Annotated in this window: 29 protein-coding genes; 11 read left to right on the forward strand and 18 right to left on the reverse strand. The window is 43.7% G+C overall.

The annotated features are described in order from the left end of the window. Positions 1–393: 393 nt before the first annotated feature. From LU297_RS09675 to LU297_RS09760, 18 genes are all read right to left on the reverse strand, one after another. The gene (locus LU297_RS09675) at positions 394–2,193 is read right to left on the reverse strand and encodes a ShlB/FhaC/HecB family hemolysin secretion/activation protein (protein ID WP_263076308.1); all 1,800 of its coding nucleotides are present in this window, start codon (positions 2,191–2,193) and stop codon (positions 394–396) included. Positions 2,194–2,282: 89 nt separating this feature from the next. After that, positions 2,283–2,888, reverse strand: coding sequence for an HINT domain-containing protein (locus LU297_RS09680; protein ID WP_263076309.1), 606 nt, complete (start codon positions 2,886–2,888; stop codon positions 2,283–2,285). 170 nt (positions 2,889–3,058) lie between these two features. Beyond that, positions 3,059–3,445, reverse strand: a complete 387-nt coding sequence (locus LU297_RS09685) for a hypothetical protein (protein ID WP_263076310.1) — start codon at positions 3,443–3,445, stop codon at positions 3,059–3,061. 97 nt (positions 3,446–3,542) lie between these two features. After that, positions 3,543–3,950, reverse strand: coding sequence for a hypothetical protein (locus tag LU297_RS09690; RefSeq protein WP_263076311.1), 408 nt, complete (start codon positions 3,948–3,950; stop codon positions 3,543–3,545). A gap of 216 nt (positions 3,951–4,166) precedes the next feature. After that, positions 4,167–4,649: a phage virion morphogenesis protein gene (locus LU297_RS09695; protein ID WP_263076312.1), complete on the reverse strand. Its 483-nt coding sequence runs from the start codon at positions 4,647–4,649 to the stop codon at positions 4,167–4,169. A gap of 127 nt (positions 4,650–4,776) precedes the next feature. Further along, entirely contained in the window at positions 4,777–6,006 is a 1,230-nt protein-coding gene (locus tag LU297_RS09700; protein ID WP_263076313.1) for a phage head morphogenesis protein, read from the reverse strand. Position 6,007: 1 nt separating this feature from the next. Continuing rightward, complete coding sequence (locus LU297_RS09705) at positions 6,008–7,483, reverse strand: DUF935 domain-containing protein (protein ID WP_263076314.1); 1,476 nt, start codon at positions 7,481–7,483, stop codon at positions 6,008–6,010. Further along, positions 7,484–8,788 (reverse strand): terminase large subunit domain-containing protein, encoded by a 1,305-nt coding sequence (locus LU297_RS09710; RefSeq protein ID WP_263076315.1) that lies wholly within the window; start codon positions 8,786–8,788, stop codon positions 7,484–7,486. Between the two features lie 6 nt (positions 8,789–8,794). Further along, complete coding sequence (locus LU297_RS09715) at positions 8,795–9,340, reverse strand: DUF3486 family protein (protein WP_263076316.1); 546 nt, start codon at positions 9,338–9,340, stop codon at positions 8,795–8,797. 8 nt (positions 9,341–9,348) lie between these two features. Continuing rightward, complete coding sequence (locus LU297_RS09720; RefSeq protein WP_263076317.1) at positions 9,349–9,654, reverse strand: hypothetical protein; 306 nt, start codon at positions 9,652–9,654, stop codon at positions 9,349–9,351. A 62-nt stretch (positions 9,655–9,716) separates the two neighbouring features. Further along, complete coding sequence (locus LU297_RS09725) at positions 9,717–10,040, reverse strand: hypothetical protein (protein WP_263076318.1); 324 nt, start codon at positions 10,038–10,040, stop codon at positions 9,717–9,719. Positions 10,041–10,043: 3 nt separating this feature from the next. Next, positions 10,044–10,268: a TraR/DksA C4-type zinc finger protein gene (locus LU297_RS09730; RefSeq protein WP_263076319.1), complete on the reverse strand. Its 225-nt coding sequence runs from the start codon at positions 10,266–10,268 to the stop codon at positions 10,044–10,046. Next, positions 10,268–10,495: a hypothetical protein gene (locus tag LU297_RS09735; RefSeq protein ID WP_263076320.1), complete on the reverse strand. Its 228-nt coding sequence runs from the start codon at positions 10,493–10,495 to the stop codon at positions 10,268–10,270. Before LU297_RS09735 ends, LU297_RS09730 begins: the two co-directional genes overlap by 1 nt. A gap of 2 nt (positions 10,496–10,497) precedes the next feature. Then, a complete protein-coding gene (locus LU297_RS09740) occupies positions 10,498–11,034 on the reverse strand; it encodes an N-acetylmuramoyl-L-alanine amidase (RefSeq protein WP_263076321.1) in 537 nt (178 codons plus the stop codon). Positions 11,035–11,238: 204 nt separating this feature from the next. Continuing rightward, on the reverse strand, positions 11,239–11,475 hold the full coding sequence (locus tag LU297_RS09745) for an excalibur calcium-binding domain-containing protein (protein ID WP_263076322.1): 237 nt from the start codon (positions 11,473–11,475) through the stop codon (positions 11,239–11,241). 9 nt (positions 11,476–11,484) lie between these two features. Continuing rightward, the gene (locus tag LU297_RS09750) at positions 11,485–12,150 is read right to left on the reverse strand and encodes a hypothetical protein (RefSeq protein WP_263076323.1); all 666 of its coding nucleotides are present in this window, start codon (positions 12,148–12,150) and stop codon (positions 11,485–11,487) included. Between the two features lie 10 nt (positions 12,151–12,160). Beyond that, positions 12,161–12,601 carry a hypothetical protein gene (locus LU297_RS09755; protein WP_263076324.1) on the reverse strand — a complete coding sequence of 147 codons (441 nt, stop codon included), beginning with the start codon at positions 12,599–12,601 and terminating at the stop codon, positions 12,161–12,163. Next, a complete protein-coding gene (locus tag LU297_RS09760) occupies positions 12,594–13,097 on the reverse strand; it encodes a helix-turn-helix domain-containing protein (RefSeq protein ID WP_263076325.1) in 504 nt (167 codons plus the stop codon). Before LU297_RS09760 ends, LU297_RS09755 begins: the two co-directional genes overlap by 8 nt. A 111-nt stretch (positions 13,098–13,208) precedes the next feature. Between LU297_RS09760 and LU297_RS09765 the strand changes: the two genes are divergently transcribed. The 11 genes from LU297_RS09765 (at position 13,209) to LU297_RS09815 (ending at position 19,977) form a co-directional block, all read left to right on the forward strand. Continuing rightward, positions 13,209–13,406: a helix-turn-helix domain-containing protein gene (locus LU297_RS09765; protein ID WP_029103634.1), complete on the forward strand. Its 198-nt coding sequence runs from the start codon at positions 13,209–13,211 to the stop codon at positions 13,404–13,406. A 78-nt stretch (positions 13,407–13,484) separates the two neighbouring features. Continuing rightward, positions 13,485–13,772 carry a helix-turn-helix domain-containing protein gene (locus LU297_RS09770; RefSeq protein ID WP_046702073.1) on the forward strand — a complete coding sequence of 96 codons (288 nt, stop codon included), beginning with the start codon at positions 13,485–13,487 and terminating at the stop codon, positions 13,770–13,772. An 85-nt stretch (positions 13,773–13,857) separates the two neighbouring features. Next, positions 13,858–14,757 (forward strand): hypothetical protein, encoded by a 900-nt coding sequence (locus LU297_RS09775; protein ID WP_263076326.1) that lies wholly within the window; start codon positions 13,858–13,860, stop codon positions 14,755–14,757. A gap of 30 nt (positions 14,758–14,787) precedes the next feature. Then, positions 14,788–16,584 (forward strand): TnsB C-terminal domain-containing protein, encoded by a 1,797-nt coding sequence (locus LU297_RS09780; protein WP_263076327.1) that lies wholly within the window; start codon positions 14,788–14,790, stop codon positions 16,582–16,584. Between the two features lie 9 nt (positions 16,585–16,593). Next, the gene (locus tag LU297_RS09785) at positions 16,594–17,733 is read left to right on the forward strand and encodes an ExeA family protein (RefSeq protein ID WP_263076328.1); all 1,140 of its coding nucleotides are present in this window, start codon (positions 16,594–16,596) and stop codon (positions 17,731–17,733) included. A gap of 27 nt (positions 17,734–17,760) precedes the next feature. Then, positions 17,761–17,988: a hypothetical protein gene (locus LU297_RS09790; RefSeq protein WP_263076329.1), complete on the forward strand. Its 228-nt coding sequence runs from the start codon at positions 17,761–17,763 to the stop codon at positions 17,986–17,988. A gap of 9 nt (positions 17,989–17,997) precedes the next feature. Next, positions 17,998–18,243, forward strand: a complete 246-nt coding sequence (locus LU297_RS09795; RefSeq protein WP_263076330.1) for a hypothetical protein — start codon at positions 17,998–18,000, stop codon at positions 18,241–18,243. A gap of 22 nt (positions 18,244–18,265) precedes the next feature. Next, positions 18,266–18,781 (forward strand): host-nuclease inhibitor Gam family protein, encoded by a 516-nt coding sequence (locus LU297_RS09800; protein WP_263076331.1) that lies wholly within the window; start codon positions 18,266–18,268, stop codon positions 18,779–18,781. Then, positions 18,768–19,079: an HU family DNA-binding protein gene (locus LU297_RS09805; protein WP_263076332.1), complete on the forward strand. Its 312-nt coding sequence runs from the start codon at positions 18,768–18,770 to the stop codon at positions 19,077–19,079. Before LU297_RS09800 ends, LU297_RS09805 begins: the two co-directional genes overlap by 14 nt. A 68-nt stretch (positions 19,080–19,147) precedes the next feature. Beyond that, on the forward strand, positions 19,148–19,621 hold the full coding sequence (locus LU297_RS09810) for a gp16 family protein (RefSeq protein ID WP_263076333.1): 474 nt from the start codon (positions 19,148–19,150) through the stop codon (positions 19,619–19,621). Between the two features lie 14 nt (positions 19,622–19,635). Continuing rightward, positions 19,636–19,977 carry a Mor transcription activator family protein gene (locus tag LU297_RS09815; protein WP_263076334.1) on the forward strand — a complete coding sequence of 114 codons (342 nt, stop codon included), beginning with the start codon at positions 19,636–19,638 and terminating at the stop codon, positions 19,975–19,977. Positions 19,978–20,008: the final 31 nt, after the last annotated feature.

Here is a 20,008-nt window from a genome sequence, read left to right on the forward strand (position 1 = left end):
CAAATCCCATAACCCAGCATTATGAAGCCTTACACCATTAAGCTGGCGATTGAAAAATTCTGGTATGAACTATTCGGTTACGACTTCTCAAAACTCACAGAATGGGAAGCAAGGTTCATCATCAACAGTCGTAAGAGAGCTGACGAAGTCCGAGATACAATCCTTGCGACAAAGCAAAATTGATGCTCATAAACAGATGTCTATGATGCCATTAAACTAGCTTAAATATATAAAAACCACGCTTATTTAGCGTGGTTTTTCTTGGCCTATCTTTTATTCATACTCCTTAGGTATCTGTACATACATCATATCAAAATCAAACCAACCCGATACCACATATTGCTGCCAATTTGGCATATGAATCTACCAATAAACCACACCATACAACCATCTTTAAAACCCCATACTGGCACTCATACCAATCACTGTGCTTTTATCAATAAAATCAGGGGTTTTGATGCCTTTGCCAATAAAAGCATCAAGATGTAGGTTGTGATATTGTTGTTTAATGCCAATTGCTCCTGTGATAATATATCGCTGATTGGGGTGGGTATAAGCACCACGCACCCAGCCTTGGTCTAGGCTTGTATATAATTGTGTTTTGGTAATATCTGACTGATAAGGTAATTGCCAAGAAAGTGTTTGCTGTAGTGTACTGCCATGTTCACCTGCCAGATGATTGCCTTCTTTGATGCCTTTGGTGCGATAGCGACCACCCAAGTAAAATAACTCTGATGAAACAGGCAGGCGTTTGGCATATTGTCCTTGTATTTTGGCTTGATAAACAAGGTTTTGATGACGAATCACAAAAGGTTGTTGATAGTCAATATACCAAGACCAAATCGGCGATCTGGCATAGCCTTCTGCAGGCAGTTTTCTACCAAAGGCATCGTAAACTTGCTCTTCAGGAGCGGGTTTTGCCCCAAGCATCGCTGTGCCATGTCGATAGTCTATATTGGCATAGATAAAGCCCTGATTGGGCAAGTATCTTTGATGACCGATACCCAAATGATAGCCTGCCGTTTTGCGACTTTGGACTTCAATAGCAATATCATCGATATAATGATCGCTGTATTGATGATAGGCTTTTAGGTAGCCATCTGTTTTATGATGATTGCCACGATGTAAAACCCTAGAAATGCCCAGTGTGCTTGTCGTGGTATCGCCGTGATAAGTTAAAGGGTTTTGAAAGCTGGGCAGGTAATGTTCATAATGGCTTTTTTGATGATTGGCGGTCAATTTATAAAATCCAACTGGTATCGTCAAACCAATCTGATAATTAAGCTGATAATCTTTACCAAGCTGTGTCTTTGGAGTTTGTTGTATCAAATCAATGCCACGATGCAAAGGGTAGCTGATGCCAAATTGCCAATCATCATTAAATCGCATCACATTAGTGGCTGACAGATCAAGCTGTGCCAAATAAGTGCCATAGCGTTTAGATAAGGTATCATCAACTGTGAAGCTACCAGCAAATTGGCGAGTCTGATTCATTTTAATCAGTAAATCACTAAAACCAACCCTTTGGGTATTTCGTGCTGGTCTAATCTGAATATCGGTAGTAGAATCAATTTTCTTTAAAGTCTCAAGACCTTGTTCCAATTTATTAAGTAAAAAGACATCATCAGTATCTAGCGGCAATGCCTGCCTAATAAATAATGGCGGTGTATATTTGTCTAAGTTTGTAAAAATGATACGATCTACTTTGCCAGGTTTGATGGTTAAAACCAATGTTCCTGTATTTAAATCCTGCTCACCCACTTCAATATGACTGGTTAAATAGCCAAGTTTTATCAACTGATTTTGGGCAATGCGTACTATTTTTTGTAGATTGTATGAACCAATGCATTTTCCCAAAGCATAATTATCAGCACTTGGGTTGGTTAAAGGAGTTAGTACACTGGCAAATAAAGATGATGGGATATCTGATGAAGTGTATAGTCTGATTTGATTGATGATGAAGCAAGGTTGATCCTTTGTCTCATCACGATAATCATCATGGGTTAGACTGCTCAAATTGGTATCAAATCCCCACGCCAAATCTTGCTGTAATGAATGATTTTTAGTCAAAATACGCTGCTGTTGGGTAATCTGCGATGGCAAATACTCATCATTTTGGTCGGCAAGTGTAAGTTGGGAAATTGGAGCAATAGAGAGTGCTAAGAATAAGTAAAGTTTAGTATTGTGTTGCATGGATTGATTGTAAGCTTATTGGTTGTACAAGAAATATTGCCATACTGTTTTTTTAAGACTGGTAGTTGATTGTCTTATAACACTCATCATTATACACCCAACCACACACCCAATCTACCCACATGATAGGTGTGAAAGTCATCGACTTCAATATTATAGACAGTATCGGTGTGGTTGGGTAGTAGGTATTGGCTTATGACTTCTACTTCTTGATTGTTTCTATCAAGCAGTATCATACCTTGTTCTAGTAAGAAGGCTTTTAGCCAGCCTGTATCTTTAATCCAAAATGGGTGTTCGGCTGTGGTTTCTAGGGTTTCTATGTCTCCTTGATGGTTTTTGACCGTGACTTGGAAAATGGGCTGGTCAGGTGTTGCTTTGGTGGCAATGACAGGACGATAGCCGTATTCTAGGGTAATGTCATTTCTTGTCCAAACAAGCTCACCACCTGTGAAGGTTTCGATGGTTTTCAAGCCTTCTGATGTTTCAATAAGTGTTCCTGCGGTGAAGCAAGCTGTGCCAGTGGTGCAGGTTGCTTTGGGTTGGGTAGGGTTTTTGGTGTTGGCGGTATTTTTGTTAACTGTAGAAACCCTTTTAGCCTCAGCCAACACCTTCTCAGCAGCCTCTTTACTTTTAAAGACTTTGCTGATTACTTTGCCACCAGCTTTAATAACAAACCCACCAGCACCACCTGTCACAACCGCAAGGGCAAGCTCTTCTAGTGTGGCGGTTAATACACTTTTTCTTTTGTTATAAATACAAAAAATAAACGCTCATATTAAACTAAATCAAAGTCCAGCACCTAGCAAATTCAATGAGTGATGACAAATGTTTGAGTTGTGCCATCACCAAATAAGCTTACTAGGATTTAATCATATAAGCAACCATCTTTACTTGCCTTATGATGGGAAGCCCTAATTTTTTCCAGAAATTCTTCTGGTATAGAAAATGGTTTTAGGTTGATGTTATGTGCATCGCTAAAAATTTCAAATTCTCGATCTCCTTTTAGAACAACGAGATTGTCTAAATGCCTGTCAATCACATAATAATATTTATCATTATTCCATAAATGGTATAATCCTTGTTTATCGCATAATTTTATAAATAATCCATACGGTATGTAATAATCTTTGGTTTGATAATAATCAATTACTCCGATATCAGGTATGGGTATGTATACCTCTGGATGGCGTGAATATAAAACATACCATCGCTCATCAGGGCTAAATTGTTTTAGATAGTAAGTACCACTCAAATTAATCTCCCTGTCTTCGTAGTATAAAATTACCGCAACACACAATAATACAAAGCAGAGTGATAAAAATAATACCTTGATAAATCTGAACATGGTGTTAATCCTTAAGTTTGATGATATTTTTCGGGTTGTAATTGGTTTTATTAAAGGAAATTTTAAAGCCAATACAACCACTTAAAAATCCACAAATAGGTTCTCCAATTTTGGTATTGATATTTCTAAGAACTTCATCTGGCTTCAAGGAATGATGCATTTCAAAATCATATGTATCATCATAAAATCCATAAGTTCCATCGGTTCTTTTTACCAAAGTTAAGGTGCCAAAAATTGCCCATTTGAACGGATTTACTGGTCTTGCAGTAACTCTCAAATTACCACTGCCATTTTTGGCGGATTCCCAAGAGTCTGTTACTAAAACTTTGCCAACATCATCAGCACTAACTAATATAGTTAAATTTTTATCTGTATTGAGCTGATAGAGATAATCCAGGTTTTCTTTGTTCATCTTAATCCCCACCACAATAAACCAACCACACACTCTGCAATAAATGGGATAATTCAAAACGATGTGGGACAAGTTAAGACAGACCATTTTGCAAGGGCGTTACACTGGGTGCAACAAGTTGGGTGGGATATGAATTTTAAGTTTTTAGGAAAAGACAGGTAAAAATACCTGTCTTTTTTATTGCCTTATTTTAACACATAAACTGGCGGACAGGTTTTAGGTGCCAGATGTCAGGGCGGATAGGGCGACTTCTATTAACCGTCTGTCACCATCGCTTTGTAATTGCCCATCAGAGGAAACGGGTAAAAATGGGCGAGCGGGTAGTGTTACCGATTTGACCTTGGCAAAACCATTTGGGGTGGCAAAGACAAGATGGGATTTTTGCTTTGGGGTGATTGTACCACCAAAATGATGAATGCGGGCATAAATCATATTGGTGCCGACGGTGGCGGTTGTACTGCTTGCCGAGCTTGTAATGCTATCTCTTAGCTCGCTTGTATTGGTTAGGGTTTTTCCATCACCAAAGGCTTTACGCACCCACGCCTGTCCGCCAAAGGCTTCGTTTTCAAAGTTGTCGGCGGTCATTGTCTCTAATTCTGTGGCAAGAGATTGCATAATGACACGGCTATTACTGGCATTTCTTAATAATTGAGCCAAAGTGCGTTGAGCTTGGCTGTCGTCTAGGTTGATAATGAGCATTGGCAAAGTTTCCTAAGTTTGGTATAATGTGGATATTCTGCAACGAGTCCTGCGTGGGCGGGGGGAGTAACACACCTAGGTGTGCCAGTTCGGTTACGGTTCGAGTCCGTCAAAGTTGCAGAATTTTTTATTGGATTTTGGCAAATACATTGCCATCAATAGACCCTTTAATGCTGTTTAAATCTTGATAAAATCCACTTATCACTTCCGCCCCATTCTTGGTCATCTGCACCGTCAGCTTAATCACTTTATCATCAGACATTTTATAAACAAGCAATAAATTGTTATTTTGGGTGTCCCAAAGCTCCCAATCAGGCTTGCCAAACTCACGCACAATTTTTTGTAGTGCCACTTCGTCCAAAGCGTCATTGTGAGCGGTGTGCCGTGTATTTTTACGACCTGTGATGACCTTATCACGAAAGCCTACCACAGGCGATAGCTCGTTCAAGTCAAGCCCTTCTTTCTCTGCCAATTTTTCCAATGACTTTTGGGGTAATATGCCCACCCCATAAGTCCGACCCTGTACTTGTCCATTGATTTGACTTTGGCGAACCCACGCCAAAAACCCCGCCACTCGCACATCAGATGCCATATCTTTGGCAATCTCTTGCAGAGCGTGTTGTTGCCCTAGGGCTTGGCGGGCTTTGTCATACCAAAGTTTATCAAACAAATGACTGGCAACAGGACTACCACCAAAACCATTTTCGCCCAAAACCAGCGTATCATTATCACTTTGGCTAATGCCAACCCTATCAGCTTGTTTTGCCGTGATTGCCTTGACGGTACATCGGCAACCAAAGCCATTTGGTGGATACGAATGCGACCAAAAGGGGTCGTCGTGGGCATAGACCGCTCCGTGCCTTGCCGAGTGGCTAGGGCGGGTGCGATTATCTAGAATGGCTGAGTATTGCCAATAAGGGTGGGTGTGAGCCGCTTCTTTCATTCGCTCGTATTTGGCGGTCATTATGGCGGTTCGGCGGTTGGTGTGGTAGATGGTTTTTAGGCGACGATTTGAGCCTAATTTGACTTGTTCTGTCTGACCTGTTTTGGGATTTCTTGCTAGTGTTTCGCCCCACCAACCCTGCTGTATCAAATAGGGTTTGATGGTATGTTCAAAACCCTTGTAGCCTGTGCCGTCTGCCATCGCCTGCTCTATCGCTTTTTTGGTGGTGGAGAGCATATCAAGGGCGGTCATTTTGGCAACCGTAAAACTGCGTGCATGAGCAAGGGCGTGTGTGTCCGTCCAATCCCAACCGATGTGTAAGCCTTTGGATTTTAGGTGTTCAATGGCTCGCTCTGGGGGCATATCAAATAGAGCTTTGATTTCCTGATTGGTAAGTTTGTCAATATTACCCATTTTAATTTAACCCCATTTCTTCTTGGGTTTGTAGCCGTGAGAGTGTGTCGGCGATAAACAGCATTTGGGTCAGTTTATCTTGGAGTTCATCAATGTTCATTGTGGGATAAAGACTGGCTAATTTTTCCAAAAGAGCGGTTTCACTGTCCAAATTGACACTGTCCAAACTGGTAAAATCATCTAGCATTTGCACCACTTGGGCGGTCAAATCATCATCACTTGGCACGCCTATCGCCAATTTATCAGACAAATCGCCCTGCAAAGTGAAAGATTTTTCACTAAAATTGGGGGTGGTTGGTACGGTGTGTGTAGGCATTGGCTTGGCATTTAGGGTAAATTCATCTGCTGACAAATTATACGCCCGCTCATAATAGCTTTGGGTAAACGACACGCCAAGAGCGGTCAAAATCTGGTCTCGCTCCGCTAGGGTTTTGTCGCCCACCTCGTCTTCATACAGCACAAATTTGGGTGGACTTACCTTGTGAAAATTCAGCTCACAAATCCACGCCAAAAGCGTATTAAAACAGCTCTCCACCACACGGCAATCATTATCACGAATGTCTTTTGTAACGGTAAGCCCTGCCATTGCCGAAGCGTGGCTCGTGTCTTTTTCGGTGGTTTGGTCTTGACCCAGTAAGGCGATGTTAATCTCGCTACGGCAATAACGAATAAAGTCGTCAAACACCTGCGATGAGCCTGTTTTGCCTGTGGCTTCTTTGATTTCAACAGAACTGTCGTTGGGGATTGTTGCCACCGCATTACCCATTAAGTCTTCTAGGGCATCAAGGAGTTTATTGGTATCATCATCGGTATTGGAGCGAGGTTCGTGTCCGATAATCCAAGGCGAGCCAAACTTTTCGGCAAATTCTGCCCAAAACTTTAACCCGCCACGCTTAAAGACAGTCGCCCAATACACGCAAGACAGCTCGGCGGTGCCGTAGGGATTGGTAAAGCTGGCGTTGTTGGTGGGGCAAAGGATTTTAAACGGCGGCGGTGTGGTCTTGGTAATGCCATCAATCAGCAAAAGTTCGCCATCAGCGTCAAAGCCTGCCCATTCTTGGGGGATTGCGATGAGTTTGGTGGGCATCCAAACGCCATTTTTAAACTGCCAAATCACTTCAATGGGCTGATAGCCATACAATACCGCCTCTAAAATCTGCCCAATCAGCCCATAAATGTCTAGACTGTCAAAAATTTGGTCTATGACGGCTTGCTCTTTATCTGACAAATCACTGTCAAGGCGGTAATTTAAGCCTGCCACGCTTGCCTTACGACGGCGTACCGCCCCTGCCACAATGGGGTCAATGAGTAATTCACGATACGCAGACAGGCTGGATTTGCCCAGTCGTCTTAGGATAATATCAGGATTTGGGAGGATTTGGCTAAATCCATACAGCCCAAAATAGCGATGGGCGGTGGCGATTTGGCTTGTGAGTTCTTTTTTGTCCAGTTTTGGGGCTTGGTTTTGGTTTGTCATTTAAAATCCTTGGGTAAATCTACTTTTCTTTTTTGGGTTTCGGCTAGATACTCGCACTGTGCCTGCATCATTGCTTGCTCCATACAGGGCAAGAAATAACGCCCAAGCTCGGTCAGCGTGTCCGCTGTTGTCACTTTCAGCGATAAATCTTGGCGTACCTGTGGGGGAGGTGACTTTTTTAAGTTTGTGCAAGTCAGCTCGCAAATCGGTGTCGCCCATTGGAATGCGCAAGCGTTTATCCTCAAAGGCTTGTTTGCCTGTGGTGGCTAGGACGAGCTTGGTGGAGCTACTAAAAATCACGCCCTCCACACGGCTTGACCCATAGCGAAATTTGGCATCTTCCACAGGTTTTTCGCCAAGCCCTGTCTGGTCGATACAGCATTTGACGACACGGTAATTGTCAAACACTTCATCAAGTAGGGCATCTTGCTCGGCAAAGCTAATACGCTTTCTTGCAATCACTTGCCTTGTCCAAAACACATCGCCAACTTGCTCAATCACCCAAATCACAAATAAGTCATTGCGAATACCAATATCCACGCCAACAAAGCAAGCCCCGCCTGTGTAGTTATCCATATCGCCAGCATTGGGGTGTTCTACGCTGTCAATCAAGTCATAAGACAGCCACGCACTTGCCTCGTCCAGCCATTTTAGCTCATATTCTTGTTGCCAAGCGTCATCGTCATTTAAACCCTCTTTTAATTCGTCAATGTCTCGTGGCAAGCCGTCTGCCACGGCGGTATAAATGTCAGCGATGTGGCGAGACCATGCCTTGTTGTTCACATCGGTCATCAACTCATAAAATTTGTTGCCCTTGCCATTGGGTGTTGAGACCACTCGCAGTTTAAAGCCTGCACTGATGACAGGGAATAAGGCTTTCCAAATGGTGCGACTGTCAGCGTGAAAGGCAAATTCGTCCAAAAAGACATTGGCACTAAAACCCCTTGCCGTGTCGGGATTAGCGGGCAGGGCGGTGATTTTACTACCACCTGCCAAGATGACTTCAAGGGCATTGGTGGTGTTATCAAAGGGGACTTCTAGGACTTCACACGCCATACCAAAGGCTTCAAGGTGCTTTTTGACCCCCTCATTCATCGCTTCTTTGGCTTGGCGTTCGCCCCTTGACAAGATGACCCAACGAGCCTTTTGACCTTTACTTTCTTTGTCCAGACAGTCGAGTACAATTTCAAGCGTGGTGGTAAAGGTCTTACCTGTTTGGCGGGCAAACATACCAACTTTAAAACGACTGTTATCATTTAGCCATTTTTGCTGATAAGGGTATAAGATGATGGCGGAGTTTTGCATTGCTGTTTATCCAATCAAGCCGTACACTTCGGTGCGAATGCGTTTTAGGGTATGTTCATCTAGTGTGCCTTGTTTGCTTTGGGCTTCTAGTTTTTCAAAGGCTTTATCCATATCGGCTTTGAGCTTGTTTTGGAACTGTTTTAGTCTGGTGCTGGCACTCATCAAGGGAGCGACATTTTTAGCAACTTTACCCATTAAATCAAGTTTTGCCACTTCATCAAGCTCACTGCTTGATAGCTCACCAATGGCAATCAGGGCATCAAATACTTCGGTTTGTAGCATGGCAATCAATGCTTCCGAGCGAGTGTCGCTCTCATCGCTTGCCCCTTCTGCAATCAGCCGTGCCGCCTCGGTGCTTGCTTTGATGCTAGCAAAGCGTTTTTGAATTTTTGCCCCATAGCGATGCACCGCACTTCGGCTAATTTCATAGCCTTGCGATTTTAGCCACTCAGCAAGCTCGGTATAATTGCCAAAGCCATTGTCGGCAAGTTTGCGTTCTAATTCGTGGCGGACAGTCTCTGGCAACCGCTCAACACTGCTTCGTTTTGCCATACTGCCCCCTAAGATTGCCAGTATTTGTCAGGTCGCCCAATACCAAGAGGGCAATCGGTGGTGTACTCGGCAATGTCCACCCCTGTGTGGGTCAAATCACAAAACCAAGCACCGTTTGGCTCTTTGGTAAGCTCAATAAGCCTACGATCAGACAGATATTCAAGCTGTTGGCGTAACTCTAAGGGGGTTGCATCGGCATAAATGCCCCGCATCACATCAAGCAAAAACACCTCGCTTGTGGTGTAGGGGCGAGCCTTGTTTAGGGTATTGATGATATGCCAACGCATACCCTCACGGCGGATTTTTTCTTGCATTTTTTGTTCTCTGTTTAGATTGCTTTTGGTTATTAGCTATTAGGATAAACTTAAATTTATTCTTATTTAGCCTTTGAACTCTCTAAGCGAAAAAGCTCGGTTAGGGTCTTTTGAATGCTGTCCATTTTGGCTTCTAGCACCGCTTGGTTACGGATATAATCTTCTCGTAGGACATACTTTTCAGGTAAGACGGCTTTTTGTTCGGCAAATAAGTTTTCTAAGACTTCCACCTTCTCGCTAAGGCGGTCTTGGGCTTTTTGGCGTTCGTCCTGTTGTGCTTGAAACTGGGCAAGGAGCATTTTGCCAAAACCCCAACAAGTCCCCAAGAATGCCAACAAAAAGCTCACTAATTGCCAAAACTCAATGCTGATAAAAGTCTTATCCACGGATTACCTCCTTGCTTTTTTGGCTTTTTGGTTTTCAAAATCGCTTTGGCACGCCACACACCGCTGACAACCTGCCACTTTTTGTTGTCTAAGCAAGGGAATGGGTTCATTGCAGTCAATGCAGTGAGTGGCAGAGGGTAGGGAGGTTTGAGTGATTCTTGCTCGCTTAATGTGCTGAGCCAAAATCAACTCGGTCTGATGTTGAGCTTGGTCGATAATATCTGTCATCACATCTCCTCTTGCTGATTTTTTGTGCCATCACGAGCTGCCAAAAACCGTCTTGCCACCGCATAACCGCCCACGGAAGCCAAATAAACCAGCCACAGCTCCCAATCGCTGGTATTTAGGCGGATAAATTGCACAGTTGCAACAAGGCTTGCCACATTTGCCCAAAGGCGAGTGTGTGACAAGCGGTTTGTTTGTGGGTTTGTGATAAGGTCAAGTAATTTGTTCATCATCAACCCCGAATGCTGACAAGACCTGCGATGGTGCTGGCAATCGCACGGCAGATGAGCCATTTTTTGGCATACCAAACTGCCAAATCCTCATCATTGCTGATAAAAAATGGTTCAAAAATAATACCACCAGACTGAGCATAGCCAAGACGAGAATGCTGACCTGCATTATCTGGCTTGTAGCCTTTATCGCCACGAAGTTTCCAGCCTGTAATATCAGCAACAGATTTGCACAAGGCTTGAGCGGTTTCTTTATTTTTGGCAACAGTTAATGCTTCAATACCTGTGGCGGTTTTATTTGTAGCAGCGTTGCAGTGAAATTCGATGGCAAGTTTTGCCCCACGAATGAGCTTGATGGCATCTTTGAGTGGTAGGTTTGTACGGTTTATGCCGTCTGTTTTGACGGTTAATCCATAATCAGCACGCAAGATATGGCTGATGATGTTACGCATATCGACAGCGATGTCCGCTTCACGAGCCAAGCCATTGACCGCACCAGGGTCAAGATTAGAGTGTCCAGCAGTCAGTACGATGGTCATAAAAACTCCTTAAAAATGTTTTGGGAGTATTATGACAAAGAGTAAAAAAGATGTCCTTTAAAGCGTTTTAAAAATTGCTTGGGCGAGGGTGGTTTGATGGCAATAAAAAAAGACTTGCCAAAAACAAGTCTTGTTGGTATGATATGGACAGAGCTACTTTGATAGCCAAAGCCCCCAAGTTTACGCTTGGGGGCTTTTTAATGGTTATTTTTTACCTTTTGTAGGGCAATTTTTCCCACTACCACCTGGCAAGCAATCACACGCCCGTCCATCGCCATCTCTGTCTAGACTTTTCCAACCTGTCTTTCCTGCCTTTTTGAGTTTTTCATAATGGGCTTGGGCTTCTTGTTGGGTTTTAAAGTCGCTACATTTTTTGGCGGCAAATGCTGGTTGGCTGATTGCCAAAACCGCTAGGGGTAACAGTAAGTGAACGAGTTTCATTGGATTTCCTTATTTTTGTAAATCCTTGATAATAGCTTGTTGGATTTCGTCCTTGTAAAGTATTTCACTTATTTTGGAGCGTGAATACCCTTTAAGCACAAAATCAGCACTGGTATCAGCAACCAAATCCTTAAAATCTTTGGCATCAGTGTGGGCTTGCAATGCTTTTAGGGCTTGCTCTTTGGTAACGGTTAATGTTACCGGCTTGACAATGACCTTGCTTGGGTCTTGCATATCTTTTACGCCAGCACTCACAGTGATTTTATCTATGTTGGTGTAGGTAAACGGTTTATAAATGCCATAGAGTAAGGCTTTGTTTTGTTCGTATGCTAGATTTTCTTTGGTGTTGGCTTCGGTACTGATTTCGTAAAGTTCCAAATGCACAGGATTATCACCTGACACCTTAAATTGCCCATCGTACTGATAGTCGTTAAAGGCGGTCATCATGTCTGATACATTGTCAAAAGTTACTACGCCGTCTGCATTGAGTGTGTAGGACACGCCATCCATTAAGCTGTCTAACCGCTTTTTGTATTCATCATCAGACATTGTGGGCTCAGCAGCAGGCGTGGCGGTTTCTATGCTTTGGGCGGTTGGCTCTTTGGTGGTTTCACTGGTAGGCTCGCCACAGGCGATGAGTGCCAGTGGAAGCAGTAGGGGTGTGAGTTTTTTCATGTTGCATTCCTTAGATTTTTAGTCGTTTAAGTTCTTCGGTGTATTCATGTGCTTTTGCATCTGCATTTTTCTTGATTTGCATAGCAATAAAACAAATAATGAATGATAAGATGGCAATCAGCTGGAGACTACCCTGTGATGGATTTAGTAAAAAGAAACATATAGGTGTGATAAAAAATGAAATGGTTAAAACCAATCCTGCACGCCATGATGATGTTTCTAATTCACTAATCTTGTATTGTAAATCTCGGCAATAACGATATTGCTTTAAGTTGTAATGACAAAATGGGCAGTAGTCCATATCATTCCACACAGCATGTTGGCAAGCATGCCTAGGGCATAGCATTGAACCAATTTGTCCGACGCTTGGCATTATGGGAGGTATGGGATTTTTTGAGAAAAACACATCGCCATGATGCTCACCATAGTTGACATAACCATTATTATCCAAACTTCACATCTCCTTTGTGTTTACCTTGATTGATATAGCCATGATTGGGGGTTTGATTTAAATTAATATCGCCCTGTGCCTGCATTTGTGAACCAACCGAACCGTGAATGGTGTTTTGAAAGGTAGTTGATTTTGTTTCATTGGTAACTACTTCTGAATTATCTGCCAACAACATTAGCAGTATCTGCTTGCGTACTTGTTCATTAGCGGTGCGGTATTTTTCTATGATGAGCTGTTCTTCATTACTCAAATGAAATTGGCGATTATTCCCAACTGTCATCATTTTTTCCTTGCCATGTACCAAATATTCCAATGAATAGTCTGTCAATTCTTGAAGTTTGGTTAAAAATTTTATATCTGGCTGACGCTCGTCACTCTCATATCTTTGCAAAGTTGCTGTACCAATATCCAGACTTTTGGCGAATGAATGGCGTGGTTCTTTGCCACGAATTGCCAAAATTCGCTGACCGATGGTTAAATCTTCCCAGTCTTCCATAAATTTTACCCGATTTGATAAAAAATTATTGACACATTTAATCCATTCGGATTAAAATAAATACATCACACAAACTTACCTTAAATCACACATTTATCCATAGGAGTTGTTATGACTACCAAAACCGTTGAGCAAGTCAAAGCAGAATATCGTGCCAAAGGCATTCCTATTGCCAAAGTTGCTCGTGAGCAGGGCTGGACACCGCAAGAGGTCTATAAAGTCTTCAATGGGCAAGCCAAAGGACACTTTGGGCGTTCACACGACATTGCGGTATTTTTTGGCTTAAAACAGGGTGAAATGCGTGTTTAAAACTTGGGTATATTTTAGCACAAGTTTGCACATTTTACTATTTCAACCCCTTATTTCATCAGGTCTTGGAGTAAAAATATGAGCGGTAAAGGCACTCGTATCCTGCAAGTTTTTAAGGCATTGCATAACCACCCCTTGATTGGGATTAGCAATAAAGAGATTGCCGATAACTTAGGATTTACCCCCACCCAAGTCAGCCGTGATTTGGCAGATTTAATCAGTGAAGGATTGGTGCAAAAGCTGGACAATGGCAACTATGCCTACTCTATTCGCACCCTGCAAATCGCTGAAAACTATCGTAAACAGCACGAACGGCTAAAAGCGAGAATGGACGAAATCCAACGCAATGTCGGTATCGGCTATTAGGCAAAAATCCCGACATCGGGATTTTTAGGCAAATGTGCCGATGTCGGCACATTTGAAAATTAACCAAAGCAAAAGGTATTAAAAAATGAGTGAAGCCACAAGCGTAGAAGTCATCACCGCTGACCAGATTAACCAACAAGCCCTGCACAGTATGCAGGTGATGGAGCAATGGGGTAATGGCGAGGTGTATAACGAAGCCACTTGGATTGAACGAGGTCGCCAAGCGGTTGTCAAAACCTTGGAGGGTATGTTTGAGCTTGGAAAAACTTTGATTGTACTAAAAGAACATACTGAACACGGTCGTTTTCGTGAGATTGTAGAGACTGAGTTTGGCATTAAAGGCTCTGAAACCGCAAGGCTTATTAGAGCAACCCAACGCTTTGCTACCCCACAAATGCAAAAAGCCCAGCCCAAACTGATTGGACTTGGTAAATCCAAACTGCTTGAGCTTTTGGTAGAAGATGACGACACCCTAGTGGAGCTTGCTGAAGGTGGCGATATTAACGGCAATACGCTGGACGATGTAGACAGAATGACCATCAAAGAGCTACGCCTAGCCCTGCGAGAAGCCCGTGAGGACAGCAAAGCCAAAGACAAGGTGATGAGCGAGAAAAATGCCAAGATTGATGAGCTTGCCGAAAAACTTGCCAAAAACAAAAACAAACAGCCCAAACCTGCCGATGTCGCACGAGAACTGTCTGCACAACTGGCAAGTGCAGAAGTGTCCGCTCGCTCCGAGATTAGCAAATTAAAAGATATTTTTGATGGTCTTATGGCTCACAAAGAAGCACACGGAAGCGACCATACCGCTCTGATGGTGGGGGCTATCAATCAGCTTATCCTAGACTGCGAAATCCTGCGTGGGCAATACCTGCTACCAACGGACGCTCCGACAGGCGAAGTCCCTGTTTGGCTAACACAAGATGAGCCTATGGGGGCGGATGATAGGGATATGCCGTTGCCTTTTGATGAAGATGATGAGTGATTGGCAAAGATAACAATAAGGGTCAAAACAATGGCAACCGATAATACAGCCCCAAACCCAGCTTTGATAGAACGCCTAGGCGAAATTGCCAAAACCGCCCAAAATCTAGGGCGTGGCGAAAAATCACGCTACTTACAAACCAAAGCCGATGAACTGGGTATGAGTGTCTCTACCTTGTATCGCAAGCTAGAAAGCGTAGCGGTGAAGCCTACTCGCAAAGCAAGAAGTGATAAAGGCGAGATGACTTTGACCCTTGATGATGCCAAGCTCATCAGTAGCGTGGTGATGGAAGGTATGCGAAAAAATGGCAAACGCATTATGACGGTGGAGCGAGCGGTAACGATGCTTCGTGCCAATGGCATGATACAGGCGTGCCACACAGACGGAACGGCATTGTCAGTGGGGGCGATTGTGCGTGGGCTAAAAGCCTATCATCTGCACCCAGACCAGCTGTTAGAGCCTGCCCCTGTGGTGTCTATGAAAAGCCTACACCCCAATCATCTGTGGCAAATTGACCCAAGTCTATGCATTTTGTACTACCTGCCACGAGCAGGTAAAGATACAGGACTTCGTGTCGCAAGCCACGATGAATTTTATAAAAATAAGCCCGCCAATGTCGTCAAAATCATCAATGACCGTGTGTGGCGATACACGGGTACAGACCATACCAGTGGGGCGGTGTATTGTCATTATTATTTTGGTGGGGAGACTTCGGCAAATTTGTGCGACTTTTTTATTCGTATGATGTCGCCCAAAGCCGACATTGGTAAAGACCCTTTTCGTGGTGTGCCAAAAATGGTCATGCTTGACCCTGGCTCGGCAAACACCAGCTCGGCTTTTAAGACCTTATGCCAAGCCCTAGATGTGGTGGTGCAAATCAACAAGCCCAACAACCCACGAGCCAAAGGGCAAGTGGAAAAAGCCAACGACATTGTCGAGACGCATTTTGAAAGTGGCTTAAAGTTTGTACAAGTGGGTGACATTGACACCCTAAATGCCCTTTGTAATAAGTGGCTACGCTATTTTAATAGCCAAGTCATTCACTCACGCCACGGCATGACCCGCTATAAAGCGTGGCAAAAGATAAAGTCGGACGAACTTATCATCGCTCCGCCAGCCGAGTATTGCCAATCGCTTGCTTTGTCTGTGCCAAAAGAAGCCAAAGTTACCCCAGAGCTTGAAATTCGCTACAAGGGCAAGGTGTACGATGTCTCCGCATTGCCTGTTTTGGTTGGGCAAAAGGTGCTGGTTGCCCAAAATCCGTGGGAAGTGGACGGTGCTAGGGTCTGTGTACTGACGGCAGATGGTGTTGGCGAGAATTGGGTGGCTGTGCCAGAAGTTATTTTTGACGAGATGGGCTTTCGTGAAAATGCCATCGTTATCGGTCAAGGCTATAAGGCTCACAATGACACCACAGCCCAAACACACGCAAAAGAACTTCAAAAAATCGCCATGGGGGCAGATACGCTTGAACAAGCCGAAGTCAAGAGAAAAGCTAAGGCTCTGCCCTTTGATGGCAAACTTGACCCGTACAAGCACAATGACACTGTGCTGGATAATGACATTACTCTATATATGCCAAAAAAAGGCGTGCAGAGCGTGGAATATGGTCGCTATGAAAAAACTATTGCCGAGCCTATCCTATCCAAAGTGGACATCGCCAAACAACTAAAACCACGCTTAGAGGCACTGGGGGCAGATTGGAGCTTGGCGGTCAAGGTGCTACAAGAACGCTATCCTGATGGTATTCACGCCAGTGGTCTTGATGAAGTGTTTGAAGTATTGAGCGAAAGTAGCGTGCTAAAAACGATTTTAAAAATTGCATAAGGATTAGGAATGAAAACTGCCTTTAACGAGCTTGGAAAATCTTATCAGACCGTGGCAAATGAGCTGGGTATTAGCAAAACCGCTCTTGTTAATGCGGTGGTTCACGGTATTTTTCCAAGCAAAAATACCAAACAATTTAAGGCAAATCTTGCCAACTATTTTATAAAAAATAAGGTCAGCGTGCCAAGCATTTTGACCCAAAGCCAAAACCCCAAAACCCCCATAAGTCAAGATAAGGATACGCTTATGCTACTTAGAAAATCCACCCTAAACCCCCAAACTCGCCGCCATTTTGGGCTTGCCAAAGACCCCTTTGATGACGAAATCCGCTCATCGGACGATATTTTTAAATCTGACGATGTCCGCTATATCCGTGAACGCCTGTATGATGTGGCGAGTAATGGTGGGTTTCTTGCGGTCATTGGCGAGAGCGGTGCAGGCAAATCTACCTTGCGAGAAGACTTACACGACCGACTTTTTAAGGACGGCAAACCTGTCATCATCATTGAACCGTATGTGTTGGCGATGGAGGATAATGACATCAAGGGCAAAACCTTAAAATCGGTACATATTGCAGAAAGCATCTTGGAGGCGGTCGCCCCAAGCGAAAAACCCAAGAGAAGTCCAGAGGCTCGCTTTCGCCAAATCCACAAGGCTCTGACCGAAAGCCACAAGGCGGGCAATCGCCACTTGATTGTCATTGAGGAAGCTCACGGCTTGCCCATTCCCACCTTAAAGCACCTAAAACGCTTTTATGAATTAAAAGCAGGATTTGACCGCTTGCTTGGTATTGTGCTGATTGGACAGACCGAGCTTGCCACAAAACTTGCCGAAAATAATCCTACCGTGCGTGAAGTAGTGCAACGCTGTGAGATTGCGACCTTAGAGCCTTTGACCGATGGTAAATTGGCGGGTTACTTAAAGCATAAATTTGAGCGAGCAGGAGGCGATATTAAACAAATCCTAGATGAGTCCGCCCTTGATGCCATCAGTCAGCGTCTAACCGTCAAATCTCGCACCAAAGCTGGCACGCACGAACACAGTCTACTTTATCCTTTGGCGGTCAATAACCTAGTCGCCCACGCCATGAACGAAACCGTTTATCTAGGTTTTGATAAGGTAGATGGCGATGTTATCAAGAGTATTTAAACTTGATTTAATTTTAAGGAAAAAGCCATGAATAAGCATTCCAAAAACACACACATCACCCCTGAGAAACTTGCCAACCCCTTAACGGTTGGTCAGTATCTTATCTTACAAGGCAAACGCCAAGAGCTAGATGGTATGCGTTTTGAATTATCACAAATCAAGCTCCGCCAAAACCGTCAAGCAGGTTGGATTGTCCTACTGCTTATCTGCGTGATGGTGCTAATGATTGCCATGCTGTTTGTATTGACAGTCTAGGAGCGTGTTATGCCAATGATTTTGCATATTGATGATAATACCGATGCCAAAAACTCGCTAGGCTTGCTCATGCTAGATGAGGCTTTGCAAATCTTAATCAAAAATGGCGAGCTTGACAAAGACAAACTCATCAATGCCATTGCTCAAGCCAAAGATGAGTTATTTAAACTTAACAAAGACAGTGACGACAACCTGCTAAAAATGAGACTGTTTATGACCGCTCACACTTTGCAATGTCGTTATGTTGAACTTTAACCCCAACCAAACGGAGTATTTTATGAAAAAACCCACCAAAACCAAAGCGGTCGCCCTACAAGCATGCCAAAGCCTTGATGAAGCCCAAAGCATTATCAAAACCATTGGCGAGCATAACCGTGAAATTACACGACTGACAGGACAAATGAACGATGAAGTGGCGGACATTACCCAAAGCTATGCCGAAAAAATCAATCCTTTAAAACTTGCCGTTGATACGCTGACACCCAAGCTACAAATTTGGTGTGAAGCAAACCGTGCAATGCTGTTAAAAGACGGTGGCAAAACCGCAAACCTTATCACAGGCGAGGTGTCGTGGCGTATCCGTCCGCCATCTGTGAGCTTGCGTAAGATTGATGAAGTGATTGAGCGACTAGAACGCTTTGGATTGCACCGCTTTATCCGTACCAAAAAGGAGGTAAACAAAGATGCTATTTTAAATGAACCCAATGCCGTAACCGACATCAGCGGTATTACCATCAGCACAGGTGTGGAGGATTTTATCGTCTCGCCCTTTGAAATTGATGTCAAACCTTAATTTCAACCTAAAAAGGAAAACCCCTATGAATAAACAAGAACTGATCCAAGCCGTAGCCGACAAATCTGGCTTGACCCAAAAAGATGCCAAAACCGCCCTTGATGCGACTTTGGCGGTTGTTTCTGACACCCTAGCACAAGGCGATGAAGTAGTGTTGGTGGGCTTTGGCACTTTTTCGGTGCGTGAACAAAAAGCCCGTACAGGGCGTAACCCCCAAACAGGCGAAAAAATCCAAGTACCCGCCAAAAAAGTCCCATCGTTTAAAGCTGGCAAAGGCTTAAAAGAAGCGGTTAATTAAACACACCAAGCCCAAATGATAAGCAGGGGCAAGCCTTGCTTATCATTACCCATTAAGGAAAAATCAACATGAGCCAACATAAAACCAAAAGAACTGCTTTAAACAGACCTAAACTTATCCAGCTTATTCACATTGGTAAAAGCCAATTACACCTTGATGATGATACTTACCGCTCGCTCCTCATGTCAATGACTGGCAAAGACAGCACCAAAGCGATGAATATCGGCGAATTAAACAAAGTATTGGCAAGATTAAAACAGCTTGGGTTTGTGGTAACGCATAAGAAAAAAGACCCAAAGCCCATAGACGATAAGGCAAGTCTTTACATAGAACGACAAATCAAACTTATCCGTCATCTGTGGCTAGAATTGCACGAATTAGGAGCGGTTAGAAATGGTAGTGAGCAAGCACTGGCAAGCTATATCAAAAATCAAACCCAAACCGCCATAGAAGCCCTAGATAGTGAGCAAGCCAGCAACATCATAGAACGCCTAAAAAACTGGCGTAAGCGACTAGAAAAGCCAAACCAAACAAACACTTAACCAAGGAAGCCAAAATGAGCAAATCTCGCCAACACGAATTTAGTCAAGCCCTATATGACATCATCTACCACGCCCTGCTCGGTCAAGGCGTGGATAAGACACAGGCAACCGCCATTGCCGAAGAAAGTACCGACACCGTGCTTGATGAGTTTGGCGGCGAGAATTTGTACATTCCAAAAAACATCTCAGGCAAAGCCGCTCGCCGTAACCGCCAAATCTATGATGAGTTTACAGGCGACAATCACGATGAGCTTGCCAAAAAATATGACATCACATTACAGCGTGTCTATGCCATCATCAAAGAACAACGCCAATTTGAGTTTAACACCCGCCAGTTTTGCTTGTGGGACGATTGATGTTACCCAAACGCCCCACAAAAGGCGGTCA

Origin of the sequence: Moraxella nasicaprae (genome assembly GCF_025643275.1) — a bacterium.
Classification (GTDB): Bacteria; Pseudomonadota; Gammaproteobacteria; order Pseudomonadales; family Moraxellaceae; genus Moraxella; species Moraxella nasicaprae.

Excerpts from the sequence above, each read along its gene's own strand:
- LU297_RS09735 (WP_263076320.1), bottom strand. The coding sequence starts at position 10,495 with ATGAACAAATTACTTGACCTTATCACAAACCCACAAACAAACCGCTTG.
- LU297_RS09790 (WP_263076329.1), top strand. The coding sequence starts at position 17,761 with ATGAATAAGCATTCCAAAAACACACACATCACCCCTGAGAAACTTGCC.
- LU297_RS09700 (WP_263076313.1), bottom strand. The coding sequence starts at position 6,006 with ATGGGTAATATTGACAAACTTACCAATCAGGAAATCAAAGCTCTATTT.
- LU297_RS09745 (WP_263076322.1), bottom strand. The coding sequence starts at position 11,475 with ATGAAACTCGTTCACTTACTGTTACCCCTAGCGGTTTTGGCAATCAGC.
- LU297_RS09770 (WP_046702073.1), top strand. The coding sequence starts at position 13,485 with ATGAGCGGTAAAGGCACTCGTATCCTGCAAGTTTTTAAGGCATTGCAT.
- LU297_RS09810 (WP_263076333.1), top strand. The coding sequence starts at position 19,148 with ATGAGCCAACATAAAACCAAAAGAACTGCTTTAAACAGACCTAAACTT.
- LU297_RS09795 (WP_263076330.1), top strand. The coding sequence starts at position 17,998 with ATGCCAATGATTTTGCATATTGATGATAATACCGATGCCAAAAACTCG.
- LU297_RS09800 (WP_263076331.1), top strand. The coding sequence starts at position 18,266 with ATGAAAAAACCCACCAAAACCAAAGCGGTCGCCCTACAAGCATGCCAA.
- LU297_RS09815 (WP_263076334.1), top strand. The coding sequence starts at position 19,636 with ATGAGCAAATCTCGCCAACACGAATTTAGTCAAGCCCTATATGACATC.
- LU297_RS09720 (WP_263076317.1), bottom strand. The coding sequence starts at position 9,654 with ATGCAAGAAAAAATCCGCCGTGAGGGTATGCGTTGGCATATCATCAAT.
- LU297_RS09715 (WP_263076316.1), bottom strand. The coding sequence starts at position 9,340 with ATGGCAAAACGAAGCAGTGTTGAGCGGTTGCCAGAGACTGTCCGCCAC.
- LU297_RS09675 (WP_263076308.1), bottom strand. The coding sequence starts at position 2,193 with ATGCAACACAATACTAAACTTTACTTATTCTTAGCACTCTCTATTGCT.
- LU297_RS09695 (WP_263076312.1), bottom strand. The coding sequence starts at position 4,649 with ATGCTCATTATCAACCTAGACGACAGCCAAGCTCAACGCACTTTGGCT.
- LU297_RS09775 (WP_263076326.1), top strand. The coding sequence starts at position 13,858 with ATGAGTGAAGCCACAAGCGTAGAAGTCATCACCGCTGACCAGATTAAC.
- LU297_RS09760 (WP_263076325.1), bottom strand. The coding sequence starts at position 13,097 with ATGGAAGACTGGGAAGATTTAACCATCGGTCAGCGAATTTTGGCAATT.
- LU297_RS09780 (WP_263076327.1), top strand. The coding sequence starts at position 14,788 with ATGGCAACCGATAATACAGCCCCAAACCCAGCTTTGATAGAACGCCTA.
- LU297_RS09785 (WP_263076328.1), top strand. The coding sequence starts at position 16,594 with ATGAAAACTGCCTTTAACGAGCTTGGAAAATCTTATCAGACCGTGGCA.
- LU297_RS09750 (WP_263076323.1), bottom strand. The coding sequence starts at position 12,150 with ATGAAAAAACTCACACCCCTACTGCTTCCACTGGCACTCATCGCCTGT.
- LU297_RS09740 (WP_263076321.1), bottom strand. The coding sequence starts at position 11,034 with ATGACCATCGTACTGACTGCTGGACACTCTAATCTTGACCCTGGTGCG.
- LU297_RS09765 (WP_029103634.1), top strand. The coding sequence starts at position 13,209 with ATGACTACCAAAACCGTTGAGCAAGTCAAAGCAGAATATCGTGCCAAA.
- LU297_RS09705 (WP_263076314.1), bottom strand. The coding sequence starts at position 7,483 with ATGACAAACCAAAACCAAGCCCCAAAACTGGACAAAAAAGAACTCACA.
- LU297_RS09805 (WP_263076332.1), top strand. The coding sequence starts at position 18,768 with ATGTCAAACCTTAATTTCAACCTAAAAAGGAAAACCCCTATGAATAAA.
- LU297_RS09690 (WP_263076311.1), bottom strand. The coding sequence starts at position 3,950 with ATGAACAAAGAAAACCTGGATTATCTCTATCAGCTCAATACAGATAAA.
- LU297_RS09730 (WP_263076319.1), bottom strand. The coding sequence starts at position 10,268 with ATGACAGATATTATCGACCAAGCTCAACATCAGACCGAGTTGATTTTG.
- LU297_RS09710 (WP_263076315.1), bottom strand. The coding sequence starts at position 8,788 with ATGCAAAACTCCGCCATCATCTTATACCCTTATCAGCAAAAATGGCTA.